General features: G+C 73.2%; 20 protein-coding genes and 1 riboswitch. Of the genes, 5 read left to right on the top strand and 15 right to left on the bottom strand.

Annotated features, from left to right (window positions below; all coding sequences use genetic code 11):
- Positions 1-4 precede the first annotated feature (4 nt).
- Positions 5-415, top strand: coding sequence for a VOC family protein (locus DCS98_RS02220; protein WP_116450129.1), 411 nt, complete (start codon positions 5-7; stop codon positions 413-415).
- An 89-nt stretch (positions 416-504) separates the two neighbouring features.
- Here DCS98_RS02220 and DCS98_RS02215 read toward each other — a convergent pair whose 3' ends face one another.
- From DCS98_RS02215 to thrC, 5 genes are all read right to left on the bottom strand, one after another.
- Complete coding sequence (locus DCS98_RS02215; RefSeq protein WP_116449685.1) at positions 505-762, bottom strand: hypothetical protein; 258 nt, start codon at positions 760-762, stop codon at positions 505-507.
- A complete protein-coding gene (locus DCS98_RS02210) occupies positions 759-1,052 on the bottom strand; it encodes a hypothetical protein (protein ID WP_116449684.1) in 294 nt (97 codons plus the stop codon). The genes DCS98_RS02215 and DCS98_RS02210 overlap by 4 nt, the downstream gene beginning before the upstream one ends.
- A 226-nt stretch (positions 1,053-1,278) precedes the next feature.
- Positions 1,279-2,907, bottom strand: a complete 1,629-nt coding sequence (groL, locus tag DCS98_RS02205) for a chaperonin GroEL (RefSeq protein ID WP_116449683.1) — start codon at positions 2,905-2,907, stop codon at positions 1,279-1,281.
- Positions 2,908-3,204: 297 nt separating this feature from the next.
- Positions 3,205-3,405 carry a cold-shock protein gene (locus tag DCS98_RS02200; RefSeq protein WP_116449682.1) on the bottom strand — a complete coding sequence of 67 codons (201 nt, stop codon included), beginning with the start codon at positions 3,403-3,405 and terminating at the stop codon, positions 3,205-3,207.
- 210 nt (positions 3,406-3,615) lie between these two features.
- Complete coding sequence (gene thrC, locus DCS98_RS02195) at positions 3,616-4,917, bottom strand: threonine synthase (protein WP_206340057.1); 1,302 nt, start codon at positions 4,915-4,917, stop codon at positions 3,616-3,618.
- Positions 4,918-4,929: 12 nt separating this feature from the next.
- A riboswitch (SAM riboswitch) is annotated at positions 4,930-5,058 on the bottom strand.
- Positions 5,059-5,197: 139 nt separating this feature from the next.
- Here thrC and DCS98_RS02190 point away from each other — a divergent pair.
- A complete protein-coding gene (locus tag DCS98_RS02190) occupies positions 5,198-6,058 on the top strand; it encodes a hypothetical protein (protein ID WP_116449681.1) in 861 nt (286 codons plus the stop codon).
- Between the two features lie 19 nt (positions 6,059-6,077).
- Positions 6,078-6,899, top strand: a complete 822-nt coding sequence (locus DCS98_RS02185) for an HAD hydrolase family protein (protein WP_116449680.1) — start codon at positions 6,078-6,080, stop codon at positions 6,897-6,899.
- Between the two features lie 10 nt (positions 6,900-6,909).
- Here DCS98_RS02185 and DCS98_RS02180 read toward each other — a convergent pair whose 3' ends face one another.
- The 8 genes from DCS98_RS02180 to DCS98_RS02145 all read right to left on the bottom strand — a co-directional run bounded on the left by DCS98_RS02180 (position 6,910) and on the right by DCS98_RS02145 (position 15,176).
- Positions 6,910-7,524, bottom strand: coding sequence for a dihydrofolate reductase family protein (locus DCS98_RS02180; protein ID WP_116449679.1), 615 nt, complete (start codon positions 7,522-7,524; stop codon positions 6,910-6,912).
- Positions 7,525-7,570: 46 nt separating this feature from the next.
- Positions 7,571-8,017, bottom strand: coding sequence for a hypothetical protein (locus tag DCS98_RS02175; RefSeq protein ID WP_116449678.1), 447 nt, complete (start codon positions 8,015-8,017; stop codon positions 7,571-7,573).
- Between the two features lie 148 nt (positions 8,018-8,165).
- Positions 8,166-9,041, bottom strand: a complete 876-nt coding sequence (locus tag DCS98_RS02170; RefSeq protein WP_116449677.1) for an ABC transporter permease — start codon at positions 9,039-9,041, stop codon at positions 8,166-8,168.
- Positions 9,038-11,854, bottom strand: a complete 2,817-nt coding sequence (locus DCS98_RS02165) for an alpha/beta fold hydrolase (protein ID WP_241037049.1) — start codon at positions 11,852-11,854, stop codon at positions 9,038-9,040. The genes DCS98_RS02170 and DCS98_RS02165 overlap by 4 nt, the downstream gene beginning before the upstream one ends.
- Before the next feature lie 140 nt (positions 11,855-11,994).
- Positions 11,995-13,104 (bottom strand): LytR C-terminal domain-containing protein, encoded by a 1,110-nt coding sequence (locus tag DCS98_RS02160; protein ID WP_116449675.1) that lies wholly within the window; start codon positions 13,102-13,104, stop codon positions 11,995-11,997.
- A gap of 255 nt (positions 13,105-13,359) precedes the next feature.
- On the bottom strand, positions 13,360-13,683 hold the full coding sequence (locus DCS98_RS02155; protein WP_116449674.1) for a DUF3263 domain-containing protein: 324 nt from the start codon (positions 13,681-13,683) through the stop codon (positions 13,360-13,362).
- A 118-nt stretch (positions 13,684-13,801) separates the two neighbouring features.
- Positions 13,802-14,719, bottom strand: a complete 918-nt coding sequence (gene rarD / locus DCS98_RS02150) for an EamA family transporter RarD (protein ID WP_116449673.1) — start codon at positions 14,717-14,719, stop codon at positions 13,802-13,804.
- A gap of 25 nt (positions 14,720-14,744) precedes the next feature.
- Positions 14,745-15,176 (bottom strand): CBS domain-containing protein, encoded by a 432-nt coding sequence (locus DCS98_RS02145; RefSeq protein WP_116449672.1) that lies wholly within the window; start codon positions 15,174-15,176, stop codon positions 14,745-14,747.
- Between the two features lie 86 nt (positions 15,177-15,262).
- On the opposite strand from DCS98_RS02145, the gene DCS98_RS02140 reads away from it, so the two are divergent.
- Positions 15,263-15,661 (top strand): DUF5313 family protein, encoded by a 399-nt coding sequence (locus DCS98_RS02140; RefSeq protein ID WP_116449671.1) that lies wholly within the window; start codon positions 15,263-15,265, stop codon positions 15,659-15,661.
- 12 nt (positions 15,662-15,673) lie between these two features.
- Here DCS98_RS02140 and DCS98_RS02135 read toward each other — a convergent pair whose 3' ends face one another.
- Entirely contained in the window at positions 15,674-15,880 is a 207-nt protein-coding gene (locus DCS98_RS02135; RefSeq protein ID WP_116450127.1) for a dodecin, read from the bottom strand.
- A 169-nt stretch (positions 15,881-16,049) separates the two neighbouring features.
- Between DCS98_RS02135 and DCS98_RS02130 the strand changes: the two genes are divergently transcribed.
- Positions 16,050-16,658 carry an RNA polymerase sigma factor gene (locus DCS98_RS02130; protein WP_164704334.1) on the top strand — a complete coding sequence of 203 codons (609 nt, stop codon included), beginning with the start codon at positions 16,050-16,052 and terminating at the stop codon, positions 16,656-16,658.
- Between the two features lie 3 nt (positions 16,659-16,661).
- Here DCS98_RS02130 and DCS98_RS02125 read toward each other — a convergent pair whose 3' ends face one another.
- Complete coding sequence (locus tag DCS98_RS02125; RefSeq protein WP_116449669.1) at positions 16,662-16,856, bottom strand: hypothetical protein; 195 nt, start codon at positions 16,854-16,856, stop codon at positions 16,662-16,664.
- Positions 16,857-16,878: the final 22 nt, after the last annotated feature.

Here is a 16,878-nt window from a genome sequence, read left to right as displayed (position 1 = left end):
GGTCATGACTGACGCACCCGCGGGCCCGACGTCACCCGCTCGGTTCAAGGACCTCTGCCTCGACGCCCGCGACCACCAGGCGCTCGCCGACTGGTGGTGCTCGGCGATGGGCTACGTCCGGCGCGACTCGGTGCAGCCGCCGGAGGAGGGCTGGGTCCGCCCGGCCGACTGGCCGGTCCCGATCGTCGATCCCTCCGGTGCCGGACCGCTCATGTGGATCGTCCCGGTGCCCGAGCCGAAGGTCTCGAAGAACCGCATGCACTTCGACGTCATCGGCGACACCCCGGCGCTGCTGGCGGCGGGCGCCACGCTCATCCGCCAGCGCGACGTCGACACCAGCCCGCCGTACGCCATCGAGTGGGACGTCCTCGCCGACCCCGAGGGCAACGAGTTCTGCGTCTTCTCCCCGGAGTGACCCCCGTGTGATCAACGCCCGCTGAGCGCCCTCTCCTCGACCCCCGAGAGGGCCTCCAGCGGGCCTTGATCACGGCGGGACGACAGCGGTTACCGCTGGAACGCCGGGTGCACGCCGTCGGTGTGGCCTGCGAGCTCACGGATGAGGCGGACGACGTGCTCGGGCAGTTGATCTCGAAGGGGTCCCAGATCCCAGGCGATGCCGAGCAGGGCCTCCTGCGGTTCGTCGTTCCGCAGGAGCTCTTCCACCCCGTCCACGCGCCACGGGGACAGGTGGCCGGACACGGCCGCAAGGATTCGCCGGACGCTCTCGATCTCCTGGTCGACCCACGGGTCGCGAGCCGTCATCGCCGCTGACGCCGATCGGGCAGGGGCCAGAGAACGGTCACCGAGGCCTGGCCGCGGGCCGAGCGGTCGACGGCTTCCGCGTTCTCGGCGGCGACGTTGCCGGCCACGACTTGGGCGGCGTACTCCCATGCCGCCGGTTCCACCGGCACGTCGACGGCCGTCCCGTGGCCGCTCAGCACGAGCAGCAACTCGCCGTCGTGCGGCTCGATGCGTGCCCGGCCGGCCAGTTCCCGGGCCTTCGGCGGCGGACAGCCGACCCGCTGCAGCGCCCCCGCCACCGCGTCGGTCATCCATCCTTCGACCACGGGAGCTGCAGGTGGGCGCACGGCGGCACCGTACGGCGTCGTCGGGTGGCTTGGACACCGAGATCGGGGAAGTGGGGGTCTGCGCCGACGATCAGACCCCCACTTCCCCGATCTCGTGCACCCGCCCCGAGCTGTACGAACGCCGACAGGGGCGGCCCGCCGAAGCGGACCGCCCCTGCCGGGCAGTGCTGGTACTACGAGAGGGCTGGACTCAGAAGTCCATGCCGCCCATGCCGCCGTCGCCGCCGGGCATGGCCGGAGCGTTCTTCTCCGGCTTGTCGGCGATGACGGCCTCGGTGGTGAGGAAGAGCGCCGCGATGGAGGCGGCGTTCTGCAGCGCCGAGCGGGTCACCTTGGCGGGGTCGATGATCCCGTTGGCGACCAGGTCCACGTACTCGCCGGTGGCGGCGTTGAGGCCCCAGCCGGTCTCGGAGTTGCGGACCTTCTCCGCGACGACGCCACCCTCGAGGCCGGCGTTGACGGCGATCTGCTTCAGCGGCGCCTCGAGCGCGACGCGCACGATGTTGGCACCGGTCGCCTCGTCACCCTCGAGCTCGAGCTTGTCGAACGCGACGGCCGTGGCCTGCGCGAGAGCGACGCCACCACCGGCGACGATGCCCTCCTCGACGGCGGCCTTGGCGTTGCGCACCGCGTCCTCGATGCGGTGCTTGCGCTCCTTGAGCTCGACCTCGGTCGCGGCACCGGCCTTGATGACGGCGACGCCACCGGCGAGCTTGGCCAGGCGCTCCTGGAGCTTCTCGCGGTCGTAGTCGGAGTCCGACTTCTCGATCTCGGCGCGGATCTGGTTGACGCGACCCTGGATCTGGTCGGCGTCACCCGCACCCTCGATGATCGTCGTCTCGTCCTTGGTGGTGACGAACTTGCGCGCGCGGCCCAGCAGGGAGATGTCGGCGTTGTCGAGCTTGAGGCCGACCTCCTCGCTGATGACCTGGCCACCGGTGAGGATGGCGATGTCGGTCAGCATGGCCTTGCGGCGGTCACCGAAGCCCGGGGCCTTGACGGCGACGGACTTGAAGGTGCCGCGGATCTTGTTCACGACCAGGGTCGCGAGGGCCTCGCCCTCGACGTCCTCGGCGATGATGGCCAGCGGCTTGCCCGACTGCATGACCTTCTCGAGCAGCGGCAGCAGGTCCTTGACGGAGCTGATCTTGCCGTTGACGACCAGGATGTACGGGTCGTCGAGCACGGTCTCCATGCGCTCGGAGTCGGTGACGAAGTACGCCGACAGGTGACCCTTGTCGAAGCGCATGCCCTCGGTGAGCTCGAGCTCGAGGCCGAAGGTGTTGCTCTCCTCGACGGTGATGACACCTTCCTTGCCGACCTTGTCCATCGCCTCGGCGATGAGCTCGCCGATGGCGGGGTCAGCGGCGGAGATCGAGGCGGTGGCGGCGATCTGCTCCTTGGTCTCGACGTCCTTGGCGGTCGAGAGGAGGTACTCGCTGACCGACTCGACGGCCTTCTCGATGCCCTTCTTCAGGGCCATCGGGTTCGCGCCGGCGGCGACGTTGCGCAGACCCTCGCGGACGAGAGCCTGGGCGAGCACGGTGGCGGTGGTGGTGCCGTCACCCGCGACGTCGTCGGTCTTCTTCGCGACCTCCTTGACCAGCTCGGCCCCGATCTTCTCCCACGGGTCCTCGAGCTCGATCTCCTTGGCGATGCTCACACCATCGTTGGTGATGGTGGGCGCGCCCCACTTCTTCTCGAGTACGACGTTGCGGCCCTTGGGGCCGAGGGTCACCTTGACGGCGTCGGCGAGGGTGTTCATGCCCCGCTCGAGGCCGCGGCGCGCCTCTTCGTCGAACGCGATCATCTTGGCCATGTGGTGATGTCCTCCATGCATTGATCGCTGCACGGCCGGGTTCGGCGCCCGCGACGGACGACATCAGCGACGTGGACGCTCCTGCGGCCCACGAGCCGATGTCTCACCGTTCCGACCTGATTGGCACTCAGGAGCCCCGAGTGCCAGAAATGAGTCTGGCACTCGACCCCTGCGAGTGCAAGAACGGGGTCCCCCGCCCGGCTGTTCCCGGGACCTCCGGATGCACCGCGAGAGGCCGCGGAACGCACCGAGGCCCGGCCCCCGAGCGGGGACCGGGCCTCGGTGACGTGCGAGAGATCAGGCCGCGGTGACCTGGTCCGCCTGGGGGCCCTTGGCGCCCTGGACGACCTCGAAGCTGACCCGCTGGCCCTCTTCGAGGCTCTTGTACCCGTCCATCTGGATGGCCGAGTAGTGGACGAAGACGTCCTGGCCGCCGTCGACGGCGATGAAGCCGAAGCCCTTCTCGGCGTTGAACCACTTCACGGTGCCCTGTGCCACGTGTGCTCCCACGTTCGTGCGTGCGGACGGCGCCCTCTTGAGCGGGGGTGCCGGGTCTAGCTCTTCCGCCCGTGGACACGAACGTGGAACTCGAACCGCGCGAGAACGTACATCAGGAAATGCCTGGTGGCGCTACATCCACGCAGGACCGATACCCGGATGTGACGACGTGACGTCGCCCGATCCGGGGAGCGGTACCGACCCTAGCCCTCAGCTGATGAGGCCGGCCGCCCGGACCGACGTCAGCGACGGGTCGACGCGGTGGGTGGGGCCGACGACGGGCTCGAGCGGGTCGAGCGTCTTCAGGCCCTCGCCGGTGTTGAGGACGACGGTCTCCTTCGCCGGGTCCAGGCGGCCGTCCTCTACCAGCCGGCGCAGCACGGCCACCGTGACGCCACCCGCCGTCTCGGCGAAGACGCCGGTCGTGCGGGCGAGGTCGCGGATGCCCTGCACGATCTCGTCGTCGCCGACCCGGCCGACCGAGCCGCCGGTGCGGCGGATCGCGTCGAGCGCGTAGGGGCCGTCTGCCGGGTTGCCGATGTTGAGCGACTTGGCGATGCCGGTCGGCTTGACCGGCTTGACGACGTCCCAGCCGTTCTCGAACGCCGTCGCGATGGGGTCGCAACCGGCCGACTGCGCGCCGAAGACGGTCCACTCGGTGGCCTCGACGATCCCGGCGGCGGCGAGCTCGCGGAAGGCCTTGTCCACCTTGGTCAGGAGCGAGCCCGACGCCATCGGGATGACGACCTGGGCCGGGATGCGCCAGCCCAGCTGCTCGGCGATCTCGTAGCCCATCGTCTTGGAGCCCTCGGCGTAGTAGGGCCGCACGTTCTGGTTGACGAAGGCGGTGTCCTCGAACTCGTCGGTCTCGGCGAGCTCGCTGGTCAGCCGGTTGACGTCGTCGTAGGAGCCGTCGACGGCGACCAGCGTCTGGCCGTAGACAGCCGACTGCACGACCTTGCCGGGCTCCAGGTCGCTGGGGATGAACACGAACGACGGCAGGCCGACGCGGGCGGCGTGGGCGGCCACGGAGTTGGCCAGGTTGCCGGTGGAGGCGGCGGCGATCTTCGTGTAGCCCAGGCGCTTGGCGGCGGTGGCCGCGAGGGACACGACGCGGTCCTTGAAGGAGTGCGTCGGGTTGGCCGAGTCGTCCTTCACCCACAGCCCGCCGGTGATGCCGAGCTCGGCGGCGAGCCGGTCGGCGCGCACCAGCGGCGTGAGGCCCGGGTCGAGCGACACCCGCTCGGTCGGGTCCTGGCCCACGGGCAGCAGGCCGGCGTAGCGCCAGATGTTCTGCGGCCCGGCCTCGATCTGCTCGCGGGTGACGGCCTTCATCAGCTCGGGGTCGTAGTCGACCTCCAGCGGGCCGAAGCACTCGGCGCAGGCGTGCTCGGCGATCAGGCCGAAGGTCGCCCCGCAGTTGCGGCACACGAGGCCGCGAGCGGGACACGGGGGGATCGGACCACCGGCGGACGAATCGGCCTGGACGGATCCGGGTGCGGTCAACGTCATGCGACGACTACCTCCTCATCTTCCCCGCAGCGGGCCGTCGAGCCGTGCGGGACGGAATTGGCACCTTCCGCTGCGCATGCGCACAGGCGGCGGTTGCCGGGGCTTCGTCGGGCCGTGTCCCTCTGCCCCTCTGGATGAGTGGAACGCCGCCGATCGTACCCATCGGCTCCGAGAACCCCCCGCGCGGCCGGATGCGTCGCGCGTCACTCCCCCCTTGCTGCCGCAGCCGGGTCGCAGCACGATCGGGCGGCCGCAGGGAGAACGAGGCGGGGAGCACGCCGTGGACCGGCACCGACGCACGTCGCGCGCCGTCCTGGCGGCGGTCCTCGCCGTCGTCGTCACCGGCTGCACGGCACCGGACCGGACATCGGAGCGCCCGGCCGCCGCGGGGACGACGACGGAGGCTGCCGCGGCCGACGTCACCGGGGTCCTCCTCCAGTTCCGGCGCGACGTCGCCCGCGGACGCGTCGAGGTACGGCTCACGGCGTCGGCCGAGGACCTGGCGGTCGACGGGCTGGAACTGGTGGCCCCGGGCCTGACCGCCCGACCGGGCGACCCCCGCGGTGCCGCACTCCGGCCCGGGACGGCCCTGGACTTCCCCGTGGTGGTGGCCGGCGACTGCGCGGTCGCCCCCGGTCCCCCGGCGGCCGTCGTGCACCTGCGCGACGGGGCGGGGGCCGCGCGGCAGGCGACGGTGCCGCTCGAGGACGACGGCCTCGTCCGGCGGCTGCACGACGGGCTCTGCTTCGCGGACTCGCTGCTGCGCCAGGTGGCGATCGAGGTGGTGGACCTGCGGGAGGTCGAGGGCCCCGCACTCCGGGCCACCGTGCGCCTCCGCAGGCTCGCCGGCGACGATCCGGTGCGCCTCACCCGCGTCGACCCGAACACCGTCTACGACATCAGCCCGGTCGGCCCGCTGCCCCAACTCGACGGGGACGGCGCGGTGAGCGGTGACCTGCGCCTGGTCCCGGCCCGCTGCGACGTCCATGCGCTCGGCGAGAGCTACCGGACCGGCCTCATCGGGCTCGTGGTCGAGGTCGGCGACGAGGAGCCGCGCTCCTTCGTGCTCACGCCCGACCCCGCCGTGCGGCAGCGGATCGAGGCGTTCGCCGTCGAGACCTGCCGCGAGGGCGCCGACTGAGCCCGGGCACCATGACCCCGTGGCCGCCCGCATCGTCTACACCGATCTCGACGGCACGATGGTCGGTCCGCGGGGGTCGTTCTGGCACACCGCCGGCCGTGATCTCACCGCCGACCCGGCGTCCGCGCTCCTGGACCTCCACCGCGCGGGCGTCGCCCTGGTCCTGGTCAGCGGGCGGACGTTCGAGCAGGTCGTCGAGGCGGCGCGCATCTTCGCCGCCGACGGGGCCATCGCCGAGCTCGGCTCGACCATCGCCTGGGACGCCGGTCGCGGCACCCACCGGCTCACCGGGGAGCTGCCGGCGCGGTACGACGGCCGCACGCCGATGGACGTCATGGCCGAGCTCGGCGTCGTCGAGGACCTGATCGCCGAGCACCCGGGCCGGCTGGAGTGGCACGCGCCGTGGCACGCCACGCACTCCACCGACGCGTTGCTGCGCGGCCGGGTCGACCCGGTCGCCGTCGACGCCTGGCTCGCGGAGCGGGGCGCCGGCTGGCTCACGCTCAAGGACAACGGGGCGATCCCGGCGACGTCCCGGTTCGGTCTGGACGACGACCCGCTGCCGCCGCGGGTCTACCACCTGATGCCGCGCGGCATCTCCAAGGGCGCGGCCATCGCCTGGGACCTCGAGCGGCGCGGCCTCTCCCCCGACGACGCCGTCGCCATCGGTGACAGCGTCAGCGACCTGGACATGGCCCCCGCCGTCGGACGGCTGTTCATCACCGCGAACGGGGCAGCGGTCGACGGCATGAGCGGCCTGCTCGACGCCGTCCCGAACGTCACCGTGACCGACGCGGCGATGGGCGAGGGCTGGGCCCAGGCGGTCCGCGCGAGCCTCTGAGCGGCCGGCGTCAGACGACGTCGTAGGTCAGGTGGGTGGCCGTCGACGTCGGGATGACGCTGCGCTGCACCAGCGTCCGCGCGGCTCCGCCGGTGAACAGCGGCGTCCCCGCGCCCAGCACGACGGGTGCCAGGTGCAGGGACAGCACGTCGACCAGCCCGGCGGCCACGGCCGAGCCGACGGTGGCGCCGCCGCCCATGACGACGACGTCGAGGTCCTGACCCTTCTCCGCCGACGCGGCCTCGGCACGGGTCCGTGCCGCCGCGACGGCGTCGGGCAGGCCGGTGGTGACGAACGTCCAGTCGAGGTCGGTCAGCCGCACCGAGTCCGGCACCACGCTCGTCACCACCACGAACGCGGGCCTCCCGACCTCGCCCGCGCCGTAGCCGACCTCGTCGTTCCACCCGGCCGGTCCGTCGACCACGTCGAACAGCCTCCTGCCGAGGATCACGGCACCGGATCGGGCAGTCGCCTCCTGCACGATTCGGCGGTCCTCGGCGTCGTCGGAGAAGGCCCATGTGTGCAGCGCCTCGCCGCCGGTGCCCAGGCCGTTGCCCGGACCGGCGTCGGGGCCGGTCACGAAGCCGTCCACCGAGACGGAGATGTCCGCGACGATCCAAGTCATGCAGGGCAGACCCGTCGGCCCGCCCGAAGTCATCGCCCGCCCGCCGTCACAGGGACATCCAGCAGTAGAGCGCGCCCCCACCGCCTCGAGCGCGCCGCGCGAGATCGGCGAGCTCCGCGAGGGCCTCCGCGAGGTCACCGGGATCCCACCAGCCGGCCAGCTCCTCCGTCCGGGACCAGGGTTCCACCACCTGACGGAGCCGGTCGGGCGAGGCACCGGCCAACGCATCGGTCAGCGCGTCGCTCAGCCGGTGCACCCACACCGCGTCCTGCGCCTCGGCGACCGAGGCGCCCGCGTTCGCGGCGACGAGAGCCTCGACGTCCCCTCCGGTGAGCATCGATTCCAGCGTCGCCATGGGGACGATCGGGTCCAGGCCCTTGAGGTCGGCGGTCGGCAGGGCACCGGGGGACGCCGACGGTCCGCCCAGCCAGGTCGCGGTGAGCGCAGCCTGCTCGTCGTCGGCGGCGATGAAGTAGTCGCAGAGCAGGCCCACGACGCGGACCGTAGCCAGGTCACCGCTCGTGCCCCACGGATGTCACCCCGTCGTGCGAGCGACGCCGACTCGAGCGCCACCCGGCGACCGGATCACGCCGCGGAGGAGGTCGTCACCGGAGGAGGGATGGCCAGGAGCGGTCGCGCCGTCAGGACGTGACGTCGCGGCGGGCGAAGTGCCGAAACGCCAGTGCCGTGAAGATCGCCGCGTAGACCAGCGACTGGATCACGCCCCGGAAGAGGTCGCCGGAGTCGACCGGCGTCTGGAGCAGGTCGGTCCAGGCGAACTCCCCTGCCGTGGGGAACCAGTCGCGGATGGCCCCGAGCTGCTCGACCTGGTCGAGGATCGCGAAGACGAACATGGTGAACACCGCGCCACCGACGGCGGCCAGCGGCGCGTCGGTGATGGTGGAGAACCAGAACGCCAGCGTGCCGACGACGAGCAGGTGCACGGCGAGGTAGGCCAGCATCCCGGCCAGCCGCAGCATGCCTTCTCCCTGCCCGAGCCGGATGCCGACCGGGGTCTGGATGTCGCCGAAGCCGAACGCGATCCCGCCCGCGACGACGGCGACGACGGCGAGGACGACGAGCGCCCCGACCGAGAGCACCAGGGCCGCGTAGAACTTCTGCCTGAGCAGGCGCATGCGCGGCACCGGGGTCGCGAGCGTGTAGCGCAGCGAACCCCAGGAGGCCTCGCTGGCCACGGTGTCGCCGAAGAAGAGCGCGTACACCACCACCAGGAAGAAACCGGTGGTCGCGAACAGCACGAAGAGCGTGAAGTTGAGCCCGCTCGACGTGGCGACGTCGACGAGGTTGATCCGCGAGTTCTCCGCCGCCTCCTCGCTGCCACCCAGCTGCAGCGCGGCGATGAGGATCAACGGCAGGACCACCATCAGCGCCAGCGCGCCGATCGTGCGCCGCCGCTTGAACTGCCGGCGCAGCTCCACCGACAGCCGCAGCGTGCGCTCCGGCCGGTACCCGGCCACGGCCCCGGTCGGCTGCACGTGCTCCGTCGTGCTGCTCATGACTCCCCCACCAGCGCCAGGAAGGCGTCCTCGAGCCGGCGACGCGGCGTGAACTGGTCGACGTCGATGCCGGCGGCCACCAGAGCCTGCAGCGCGGCCGCCCGCGAGTAGCCGTCCAGGTCGGCCACCAGCCCCTCGTCGGTGCGCCCTGCGGTCACGCCCGGCAGGCCCTCGAGGACGGCGATCGCCCGGTCGGTGTCGGCGTCGTCGGCCAGGCCGACGAGGACCGCCCCGCCCGTGCCGACGATCTCCTCGACCGTGCCCTGCGCGATCTTCTGCCCCTTGGCCATGACGACGACGTGGCTGCAGGTCTGCTCGATCTCGCTCAGCAGGTGGCTGGAGACGATGACGGTGCGCCCGGTGGCGGCGTAGTTCTGCAGCACCTCCCGCATGGCGTGGATCTGCGGCGGGTCCAGCCCGTTGGTCGGCTCGTCGAGCACCAGCAGGTCGGGCAGCCCGAGCATCGCCTGCGCGATCGCGACCCGCTGCCGCATGCCCTGGCTGTAGCGGCGGACCGGGCGGTCGAGCGCGGTGCCGAGGCCGGCGACCTCGATCGCTTCCTCCATGTGCGCGTCCTCGGCGGGCCGGCCGGTCGCCGCCCAGTAGAGGCGCAGGTTGTCGCGACCGGACAGGTGCGGCTGCAGCCCGGTGCCTTCGACGAAGGAGCCGAGCCGGGACAGCACGGGAGCGCCGGGCCCGGCCGCGTGCCCGAAGATGCTGATCCGCCCCTCGGTCGGCCGGATCAGGCCCATCAGCATCCGGAGCGACGTCGTCTTGCCCGCTCCGTTGGGCCCCAGCAGGCCGAGGACCTGGCCGCGCCGGACCTCGAACGAGAGGTCGCGGACGGCGACGAAGCCGTCCTTGTAGGCCTTGGTGATGCCCTCGAAGCGCAACGGCACGTCCTCGCCGTCCGGTTCGACGGCCGAGACCTGGCGCCGCCGTCGCCGGCCCCACAGCAGCGCCGTCGCCCAGCCGAGCAGACCCAGACCGGCCAGGACGGCGAGCAGGACCCACCACCGCGCGGAGCTGCTGTCCGCCTGCGGGACGCCCTCCACCTGGGGGACGGCCAGCGCGGCGTCGGCCAGCGCCACGGAGTAGACCGTCGACTCCGCGGGCAGCGCGAACGCCTGGTCGGTCGAGGAGACGACCAGCCGCATCGTGTGGCCGGCCTCGAAGCGGTGCACGATGCCCGGCAGCGTGATGCTCACCCGCGTCGGCTGCGTCGGATCCGCCGACAGGCCGGTCAGCGCGAGCGGTGCGACCAGCCCGGCGGGCAGCGTCGTGCCGCCGCCGGGGGCGACGTCGTAGAGCTTGGCGAACAGGGTCGCCGTCCCGGCGGGTGCGGCGACGGCGATCTCGGCGGTGGGGGCACCGACCACCTCGAGCGCCTCGTCGAGCGGCTCGCTCTCGAAGGCGGCGAACTGACCGGGGATCTCCAGCGTCGTCCCACCCAGGGCGGCGGTCAGCGCGCCCAGCCCGGGCACGGTGGTGAGGGCGCCCGGCGTGCCGCCCGCCGGGGTGACGACCGGCTGGGTGGAGCCGTCCAGCTCGACGTCACGGCGGCCGACCGGCTCGGCCCCCTCCAGCCCCGGGTAGGCCTCGGCGCGGACGGTCTGCGTGCCGCCCTGGACGCGCCCGACGCCGCTGCCGAGGCCGGTGGGCGCCGGGTACTCGAAGCCGGTGCCGGGGTCCGCGCCGCGACCGCGGAGGTGGAAGTCGAACCAGCCCACGACCTGCTCGCGGAGGTACTCGGTCACCCGGTCCGAGGCCCCGGCGTCATGCCCGCCGGCGTACCAGACCACCTTGACCGGGGTGCCTGCCTCCGCGATGCCGCGGGCGTTGGCGTCGGCCTGCCCCAGACCGAACAGGGAGTCCTGGGTGCCCTGGATGAGCAGCGTCGGCGCTTCGATCCGGTCGAGCACGCCGGCGGGGCTGCTCCGGTCGAGGACGGCGGCGATCTCCGGCGTGAGCGTCCCCGTGGCGGCGGCGGTCTGGTACGCGGCGCAGATGTCGGCGCGGAACCGCCCGCAGGTCAGCGCCTGCTCGACCGCGGCCGGGTCCAGGGAGGAGAGGTCGGGCAGGCTCAGCCCGCCGGCCGCCGACGGCTGCGTGCCGCCGTCCTCACCCGGAACAGCACCCAGCCCGTCGAGCAGCCCGCCGCTCGGGACGGACCCGACGCCGAAGAACAGCCCGGCCCACAGCCGCTTGAAGACGCCGGTGGCGTCGTCCTGCGGGGTGGCGGCCGGCGTGGCGTCGTCGACGGTGCCGGTCTGCGAGGGGAACAGCGCCGCGGTCAGGGAGTTCCAGGTGATCTGGGGCGCGATCGCGTCGATGCGGTCGTCGTAGGCCGCGCCGAGCAGCGACACCGCGCCGCCGTAGGACCCGCCGGCCACGCCCACCCGGGGGTCGCCGTCGCCGTCGAGCTGGACGTCGTCGCGGTCGGCGAGCAGGTCGATGAGCGTGGAGAGGTCGGCGATCTCGTAGCGCGGGTCGTTCAGGCCGATCTGGCCGGTGCTCTCCCCGAACCCGCGGGCCGAGTAGGTGAGGACGACGTAGCCCCGCTCGGCGAGGGCCTGCGCGTCGTCGGCGACCGACTGCTTGCTGCCGCCGAAGCCGTGGGCGAGCACCACGGCGGGGGCCGGCTCGTCCCCGGCGGGCAGGAAGAGGGTCGTGTCGAGCTCCACGGCGTCGGCGCCGCTGCCCGAGGGCACCCGGCTCTCCTCGGTGCGCACCTCGCCGGCCGCGGAGGCGGCGGGAGCGAGGGCGAGCAGACCGCCGGACAGCAGCAGGGAGGCGAGGACTGCGGACGTCACGCGGGCGCCGGAGCGCGGGCGGGGACGCACCAGCCCGCGGAGGGGGCGCACGAAGCGGCCAACGGACGACGGGCGGCCGGTGTTCCGGAGGCCCGACGTCCGGTTCCGGGACCGGCGGCCGGCCGTCCCGGAATCGTGGATCAGGGCTGCCAGTCGCCCGTCGTGACGACCACGAGGCCCGGCGCGTCGACGCCGGCGGGCATCTCGAAGAAGCGTGCCGTCGGGCCCTGGAGCTGCGGGAACATCTCGATCAGCTGGAGAGCGGCCTGCCGCTGGTTCTCGTCGCCCTCGGTGAAGAACACGGTGCTGGCAGCCACGTCACCGGCGGTGTAGGCGCCCACACCGGGGGTCTCCCAGCCGCCGGCCGCGACCGTCGCCGCCACCTTGGCCGCGAGGCCGTTGATGTCGGTGGAGTTGAGCACGGTGACCGGCACACGGACCGGCGACGCCGCGACGGGCTCGGTCTGGATCGGGTTGTCGGGCAGCTCGGGCAGGGACGAGACGTCCGGGACGACGGGGGCCGTCGTGGCGGGCGCCGTGTCGGTCTGCGCGGCGGCGTCCTGGGTCTCGGGCGAGACGTAGGAGTAGACGCCGAGGACACCCAGCGCCACGACGGTCATGGCCACCAGGCCCTTGAGGACGCGGTGCGTCTTGCGGGGCTCGTCCTCCTCGAGGACGGCGACGGCCGAGCCCTTGTGACCCTGGGCCTTGCGGCGCGCGGCGTCGGCGGCCTGGCGCTCGGCGCGCATCGCGGCGCGGCCACCGACGGGGCCGGTCCCCGGACCGCGGACCGGCGCGGGAGCGTCGTCCTCGGCCTGGGCAGGACGGCGGCCGCGGCGGACGGACCGTTCCGGGATCGCGGTCGTACCGGGCGCGTGCGCGAACTCGGGGCCGGTGAAGGGGTCGTCGGCCTCGGAGCGCGTCGTCCAGTCGCCGAAGGTGGGGGCGGCGGCCGGCTTCTGGCTGGGCACCCGGGGAGCGGGCGCGGACCGGCGCAGACCCGAGCGACCGGTGGACACGAGGACGGACTCGTCGTCCGGGAGCGAACGAGCGGTGCGCACCGGGCGCTCGAGCAGGTCGGCGCGGGCACCCGAGCCCTGGCTCCCGGAGAGGAAGGCGTCGTCGGCCGCGACGTCGGCGCCGCCCTGGTAGGAGGCGAGGGAGGTCAGGGGCGCGGGAGCCGCCGGCCGCGACGGAGCGGCGGCACGGGCGGCCGGGACGGGAGGCAGCGGCAGCCGCGAACGCGACATCTGCCGGGGCGCCTCCGGCGTGCGGACGGCGGCGGCGGGAGCCGGGCGCGAGGCGGCCGGACGGCCACTGCCGGCCCGGTCACGCCCCGGTGCGGTGGGGTGATCGCTCAGGCCGGCGGACGCGCCGCTCCAGAGCCCGTCGGGAACGTCCGTACGCCGACGACCCGGGGCCACGGGGGCGCTGCCCCGGTCCCGTCCGTCACTGCCTGAATCGGCGTGCCTGCCCACGGTGAGTGAATCTAACCGGTGTAACTCTCATCCGAAAGGACCTTGGGACGAACGCGTTCGTGCCCGCGCGAGTCGCAACCGCCGCAGCCGCCGGACCAGCATCGGGTCGGCGGCCAGTGCGTCGGGTCGGTCCACGAGGGCGTTGAGCACTTGGTAGTAGCGCGTCGGGGTCACGCCGAAGAGGTCGCGGATCGCGGTCTCCTTGGCCCCCGGACGGCGCCACCACTGCCGCTCGAAGGTGAGCATCTCGTGCTCCCTGCGCGAGAGCCCCACGCCCGGGACCTGCGCGGAAGCCTCCGCGGGGCCCTCCGGCCGGGGCGGGGAGACCACCGGGTTCGGGTCGTCGGTCATCGCTCGTCCATCTCCTGCTCGTCCGGCCGCTCCGGTGCCCGGGGCCGCCAACGCCTGCGACGGTAGCGGTGGGGTCCGACAGTTCTGCGCACCGCGCGGATCGTCGTCCCGCGGCCGGTCAGAGACCGGCCGGGACCACCTCGGCGGCCGCCCGGCGGCTCGACGCCCGGGCGTGTCGCAGGGTGTCGACGGTGAAGACCGCCAGGGCCACCCAGACGATCGCGAAACCGGCCAGGCGGGCCGGCGGCATCGGCTCGCCGTTCACGAAGACGCCGATCGCCAGCTGCATGGAGGGCGTCAGGTACTGCAGCAGCCCCACCGTCGACAGCGGGATCCGGCGGGCGGCCGCGGCGAAGAGCAGGAGCGGCACCGCCGTCGCGACACCGGAGCTGACCAGCAGCAGCGCGTGGCCCGTGCCGGCGTTGGCGAACGTGCCGTCGCCGGAGGAGTGGAGCACCGCCAGCACCGCTGCCGCCGGGACCGCGACCAGCGCGGTCTCGACGAACAGGCCGGGCGCCGCCTCCGTGCGGACCAGCTTCTTCATCAGGCCGTACAGGGCGAACGTCAGCGCCAGACCGAGGGCGATCCAGGGCGGCCGCCCGTAGTCGAGGGTCAGGACCAGGACGGCGACGGCGGCGATGCCGACGGCGGCCCACTGGAGCGGCCGGAGCCGTTCGCTGAAGACGACGACCCCGAGCACGACGCTGACCAGCGGGTTGATGAAGTAGCCGAGCGAGGTCTCCACGACGTGCCCGGCGTTCACGGCCAGGACGAAGATCAGCCAGTTGGCCGCGATGAGGACCGCCGCACCGAGCAGCACCAGCAGCCGGCGCCGGTCGGTCACCAGCGCCCGTACCTGCCCCCAGCGGCGCACGGCGGTGAGCAGGATCCCGACGAAGAGCAGGGACCAGAGCACCCGGTGGGCGACGATCTCCAGCCCCCCGGCCGGCTCCAGCAGGGGGAAGTAGAGAGGGAACAGTCCCCACAGCGCGTAGGCGCCGAGCCCGGAGACCACCCCCAGGCGACGCTCGTCCACGGCCGCACCGTACGCGGCGCCGCCGTCAGGGGGTCTGGATGTAGTCGACCAGCTGCCGGCGCTCCTCCTCGAGCTCGTCGAGCCGCGCCTTGACGACGTCGCCGATGGAGACGATGCCCACCAGCTCGCCGTCGACGACGACGGGGACGTGGCGCACCCGCTTGTCGGTCATCGTGCGCGCGAGGTCGTGCACGCTCGCCTCGGGCGGGCAGGTGTGCACCTCCGCCGTCATCACGCTCGAGACGGGTTCGGCGAGCAGACCGGCGCCGCGGGCGTGCAGCCCCCGCGCGACGTCCCGCTCGGAGACGATGCCGTCGATGCGGCGGCCGTCGGAGGAGACCACCAGCGCGCCGATGCCCTTCTCCGCCAGCAGGGCGAGCGCGGTCCGGACGCTCTCCGCCGCGTCGATGGTGGCGATCTCGCGGCCCTTGTGCCGCAGCAACTGGCTGATCTGCACGGGAACCTCCTGGAGGACGGTGCCGGGAGTGTGCACCCGCGCCCGCCCGGGGGCAACGGCGCGCGGATGCGGCCTACCGTCGGGTCGTGAGCTCGCAGCGCCCCAACCCCGCTCAGTGGGTCTGGTACGCCCTCGGCGGCGGGCTGCCGCGCGAGCTGTCCCCGTGGGTGCTCGCGGACACGACCGGGCGCACCTGGATCTGGCGGCACCTCGCGCGCGCCGTGGTCCAGCTGCTGCCGCTCCTGGTCCTGTGCCTCGTCGTCGTCCCGGTGCCGTTCGCCTACCGGGCGTCGGCCGCTGCGGGCGGCCTGCTGCTCGGCCTGCTCTTCTCGATCGCGTTCATGACCGAGACGATCGAGCACCGGGCGACGAAGGCCGGGTACCCGCCGGGGACGGCGGCACGGCTGCGCGCCGAGCGGAGCGACCGGGCGCGCGTCGAGCGCTCCTCCCCCTACCGCCGGGACGGCGCGGGCAGCTTCGACTGAGGCGCGGACCCGTCAGTCGACGCGGAAGCCGATCTTGACGGCGACCTGGAAGTAGGCGACGGCGCCGTCGACCACCTGGCCGCGGATCTCCTGCGCCTCGAACCACTCGATGTTGCGCACCGTCTGCGACGCCTTGGCGATGGCGTTGCGGATCGCCTCGTCGACACTGACCGGGCTGCTGCCGACGATCTCGCTCAGCCTGTACACGTGGTCGCTCACGGTGCCTCCTACGTATGCCGGGACGGTCGTCGAACCCTGGCACGCGCCCGGGGTCGGTGCCTACGTACGTAGTTCTGAAGGCGCCGAATACGTCGTCCGACGGATTTGGCGGGAGTCCGGTCGCAGAAGTCTTCGAGTCGTTCCCGAACGACCTCGAAGGAGCCCCCCGATGACCGCTCTCGCCCTCGCCCCCGCCCCCGCGATCCCCGCGCCGCGGCGGGCCGACCGGACCGACCTCCCGGTCGTGGACCGCCGGCACCTGCAGGCGCTCGCCGCAGGCGACGACGCCGCGTGGCAGCAGACGGTCCGGCGGTACGAGGGCCTGCTGCGCTCCGCCGCCCGCGTCGTCCTGCGCAGCGACTCCGACGTCGACGAGGCCGTGCAGCGCACGTGGGTCCTGCTGCTCCGCAACGCCGCCCGCATCAACGACCCGGCCTGCCTCCCGGGCTGGCTGTCCACCACCGCGCGACGCGAGGCGCTGGCCATCCTGCGGGCCCAGCAGCGCGCCGTCCCCACCGAGGACGTCGCCGAGCAGGTCGCGCCCCACGACCCGGACATGGCGGCGGCGCTCATGGAGCAGGAGCTCCGCGAGGCCCTCGACCGGGCCGTGGAGAAGCTGCCCGACACCCAGCGCCGGATCGTGCAGGCGCTGCTGCGCGAGCCGGAGTCCTACGACGCGCTCAGCCAGGAGCTGGGCATCCCGCGCGGCAGCCTCGGCCCGCTGCGGGGTCGCGCGGTGAAGACCCTGCGGGCCCAGCTGGAGCCGAGCCTCCGCTGAGCGCTACTGCTGGCCACCGCCGGGGCGCCGCTTGGCGACGACGTGCTTGATGCCCTCGCGCAGCGCACCCTCGAAGGTCAGGTCCGGGGTGGCGTCCACCACCTCGCGGAGCTCGCCCACGAGGTCGTCGTCGTCGAACTCGACGTTGTCCTCCCGGTCGTCACCGGGCTTGGTCAGCGAGAACTTCACGGGCGACATCGGCGTCCTTCCGCAGGTGGGA

This window comes from Blastococcus litoris (assembly GCF_003075095.1).
Taxonomy (GTDB): Bacteria; Actinomycetota; Actinomycetes; order Mycobacteriales; family Geodermatophilaceae; genus Blastococcus_B; species Blastococcus_B litoris.
This window is presented reverse-complemented; position numbering and strand designations above follow the sequence as displayed.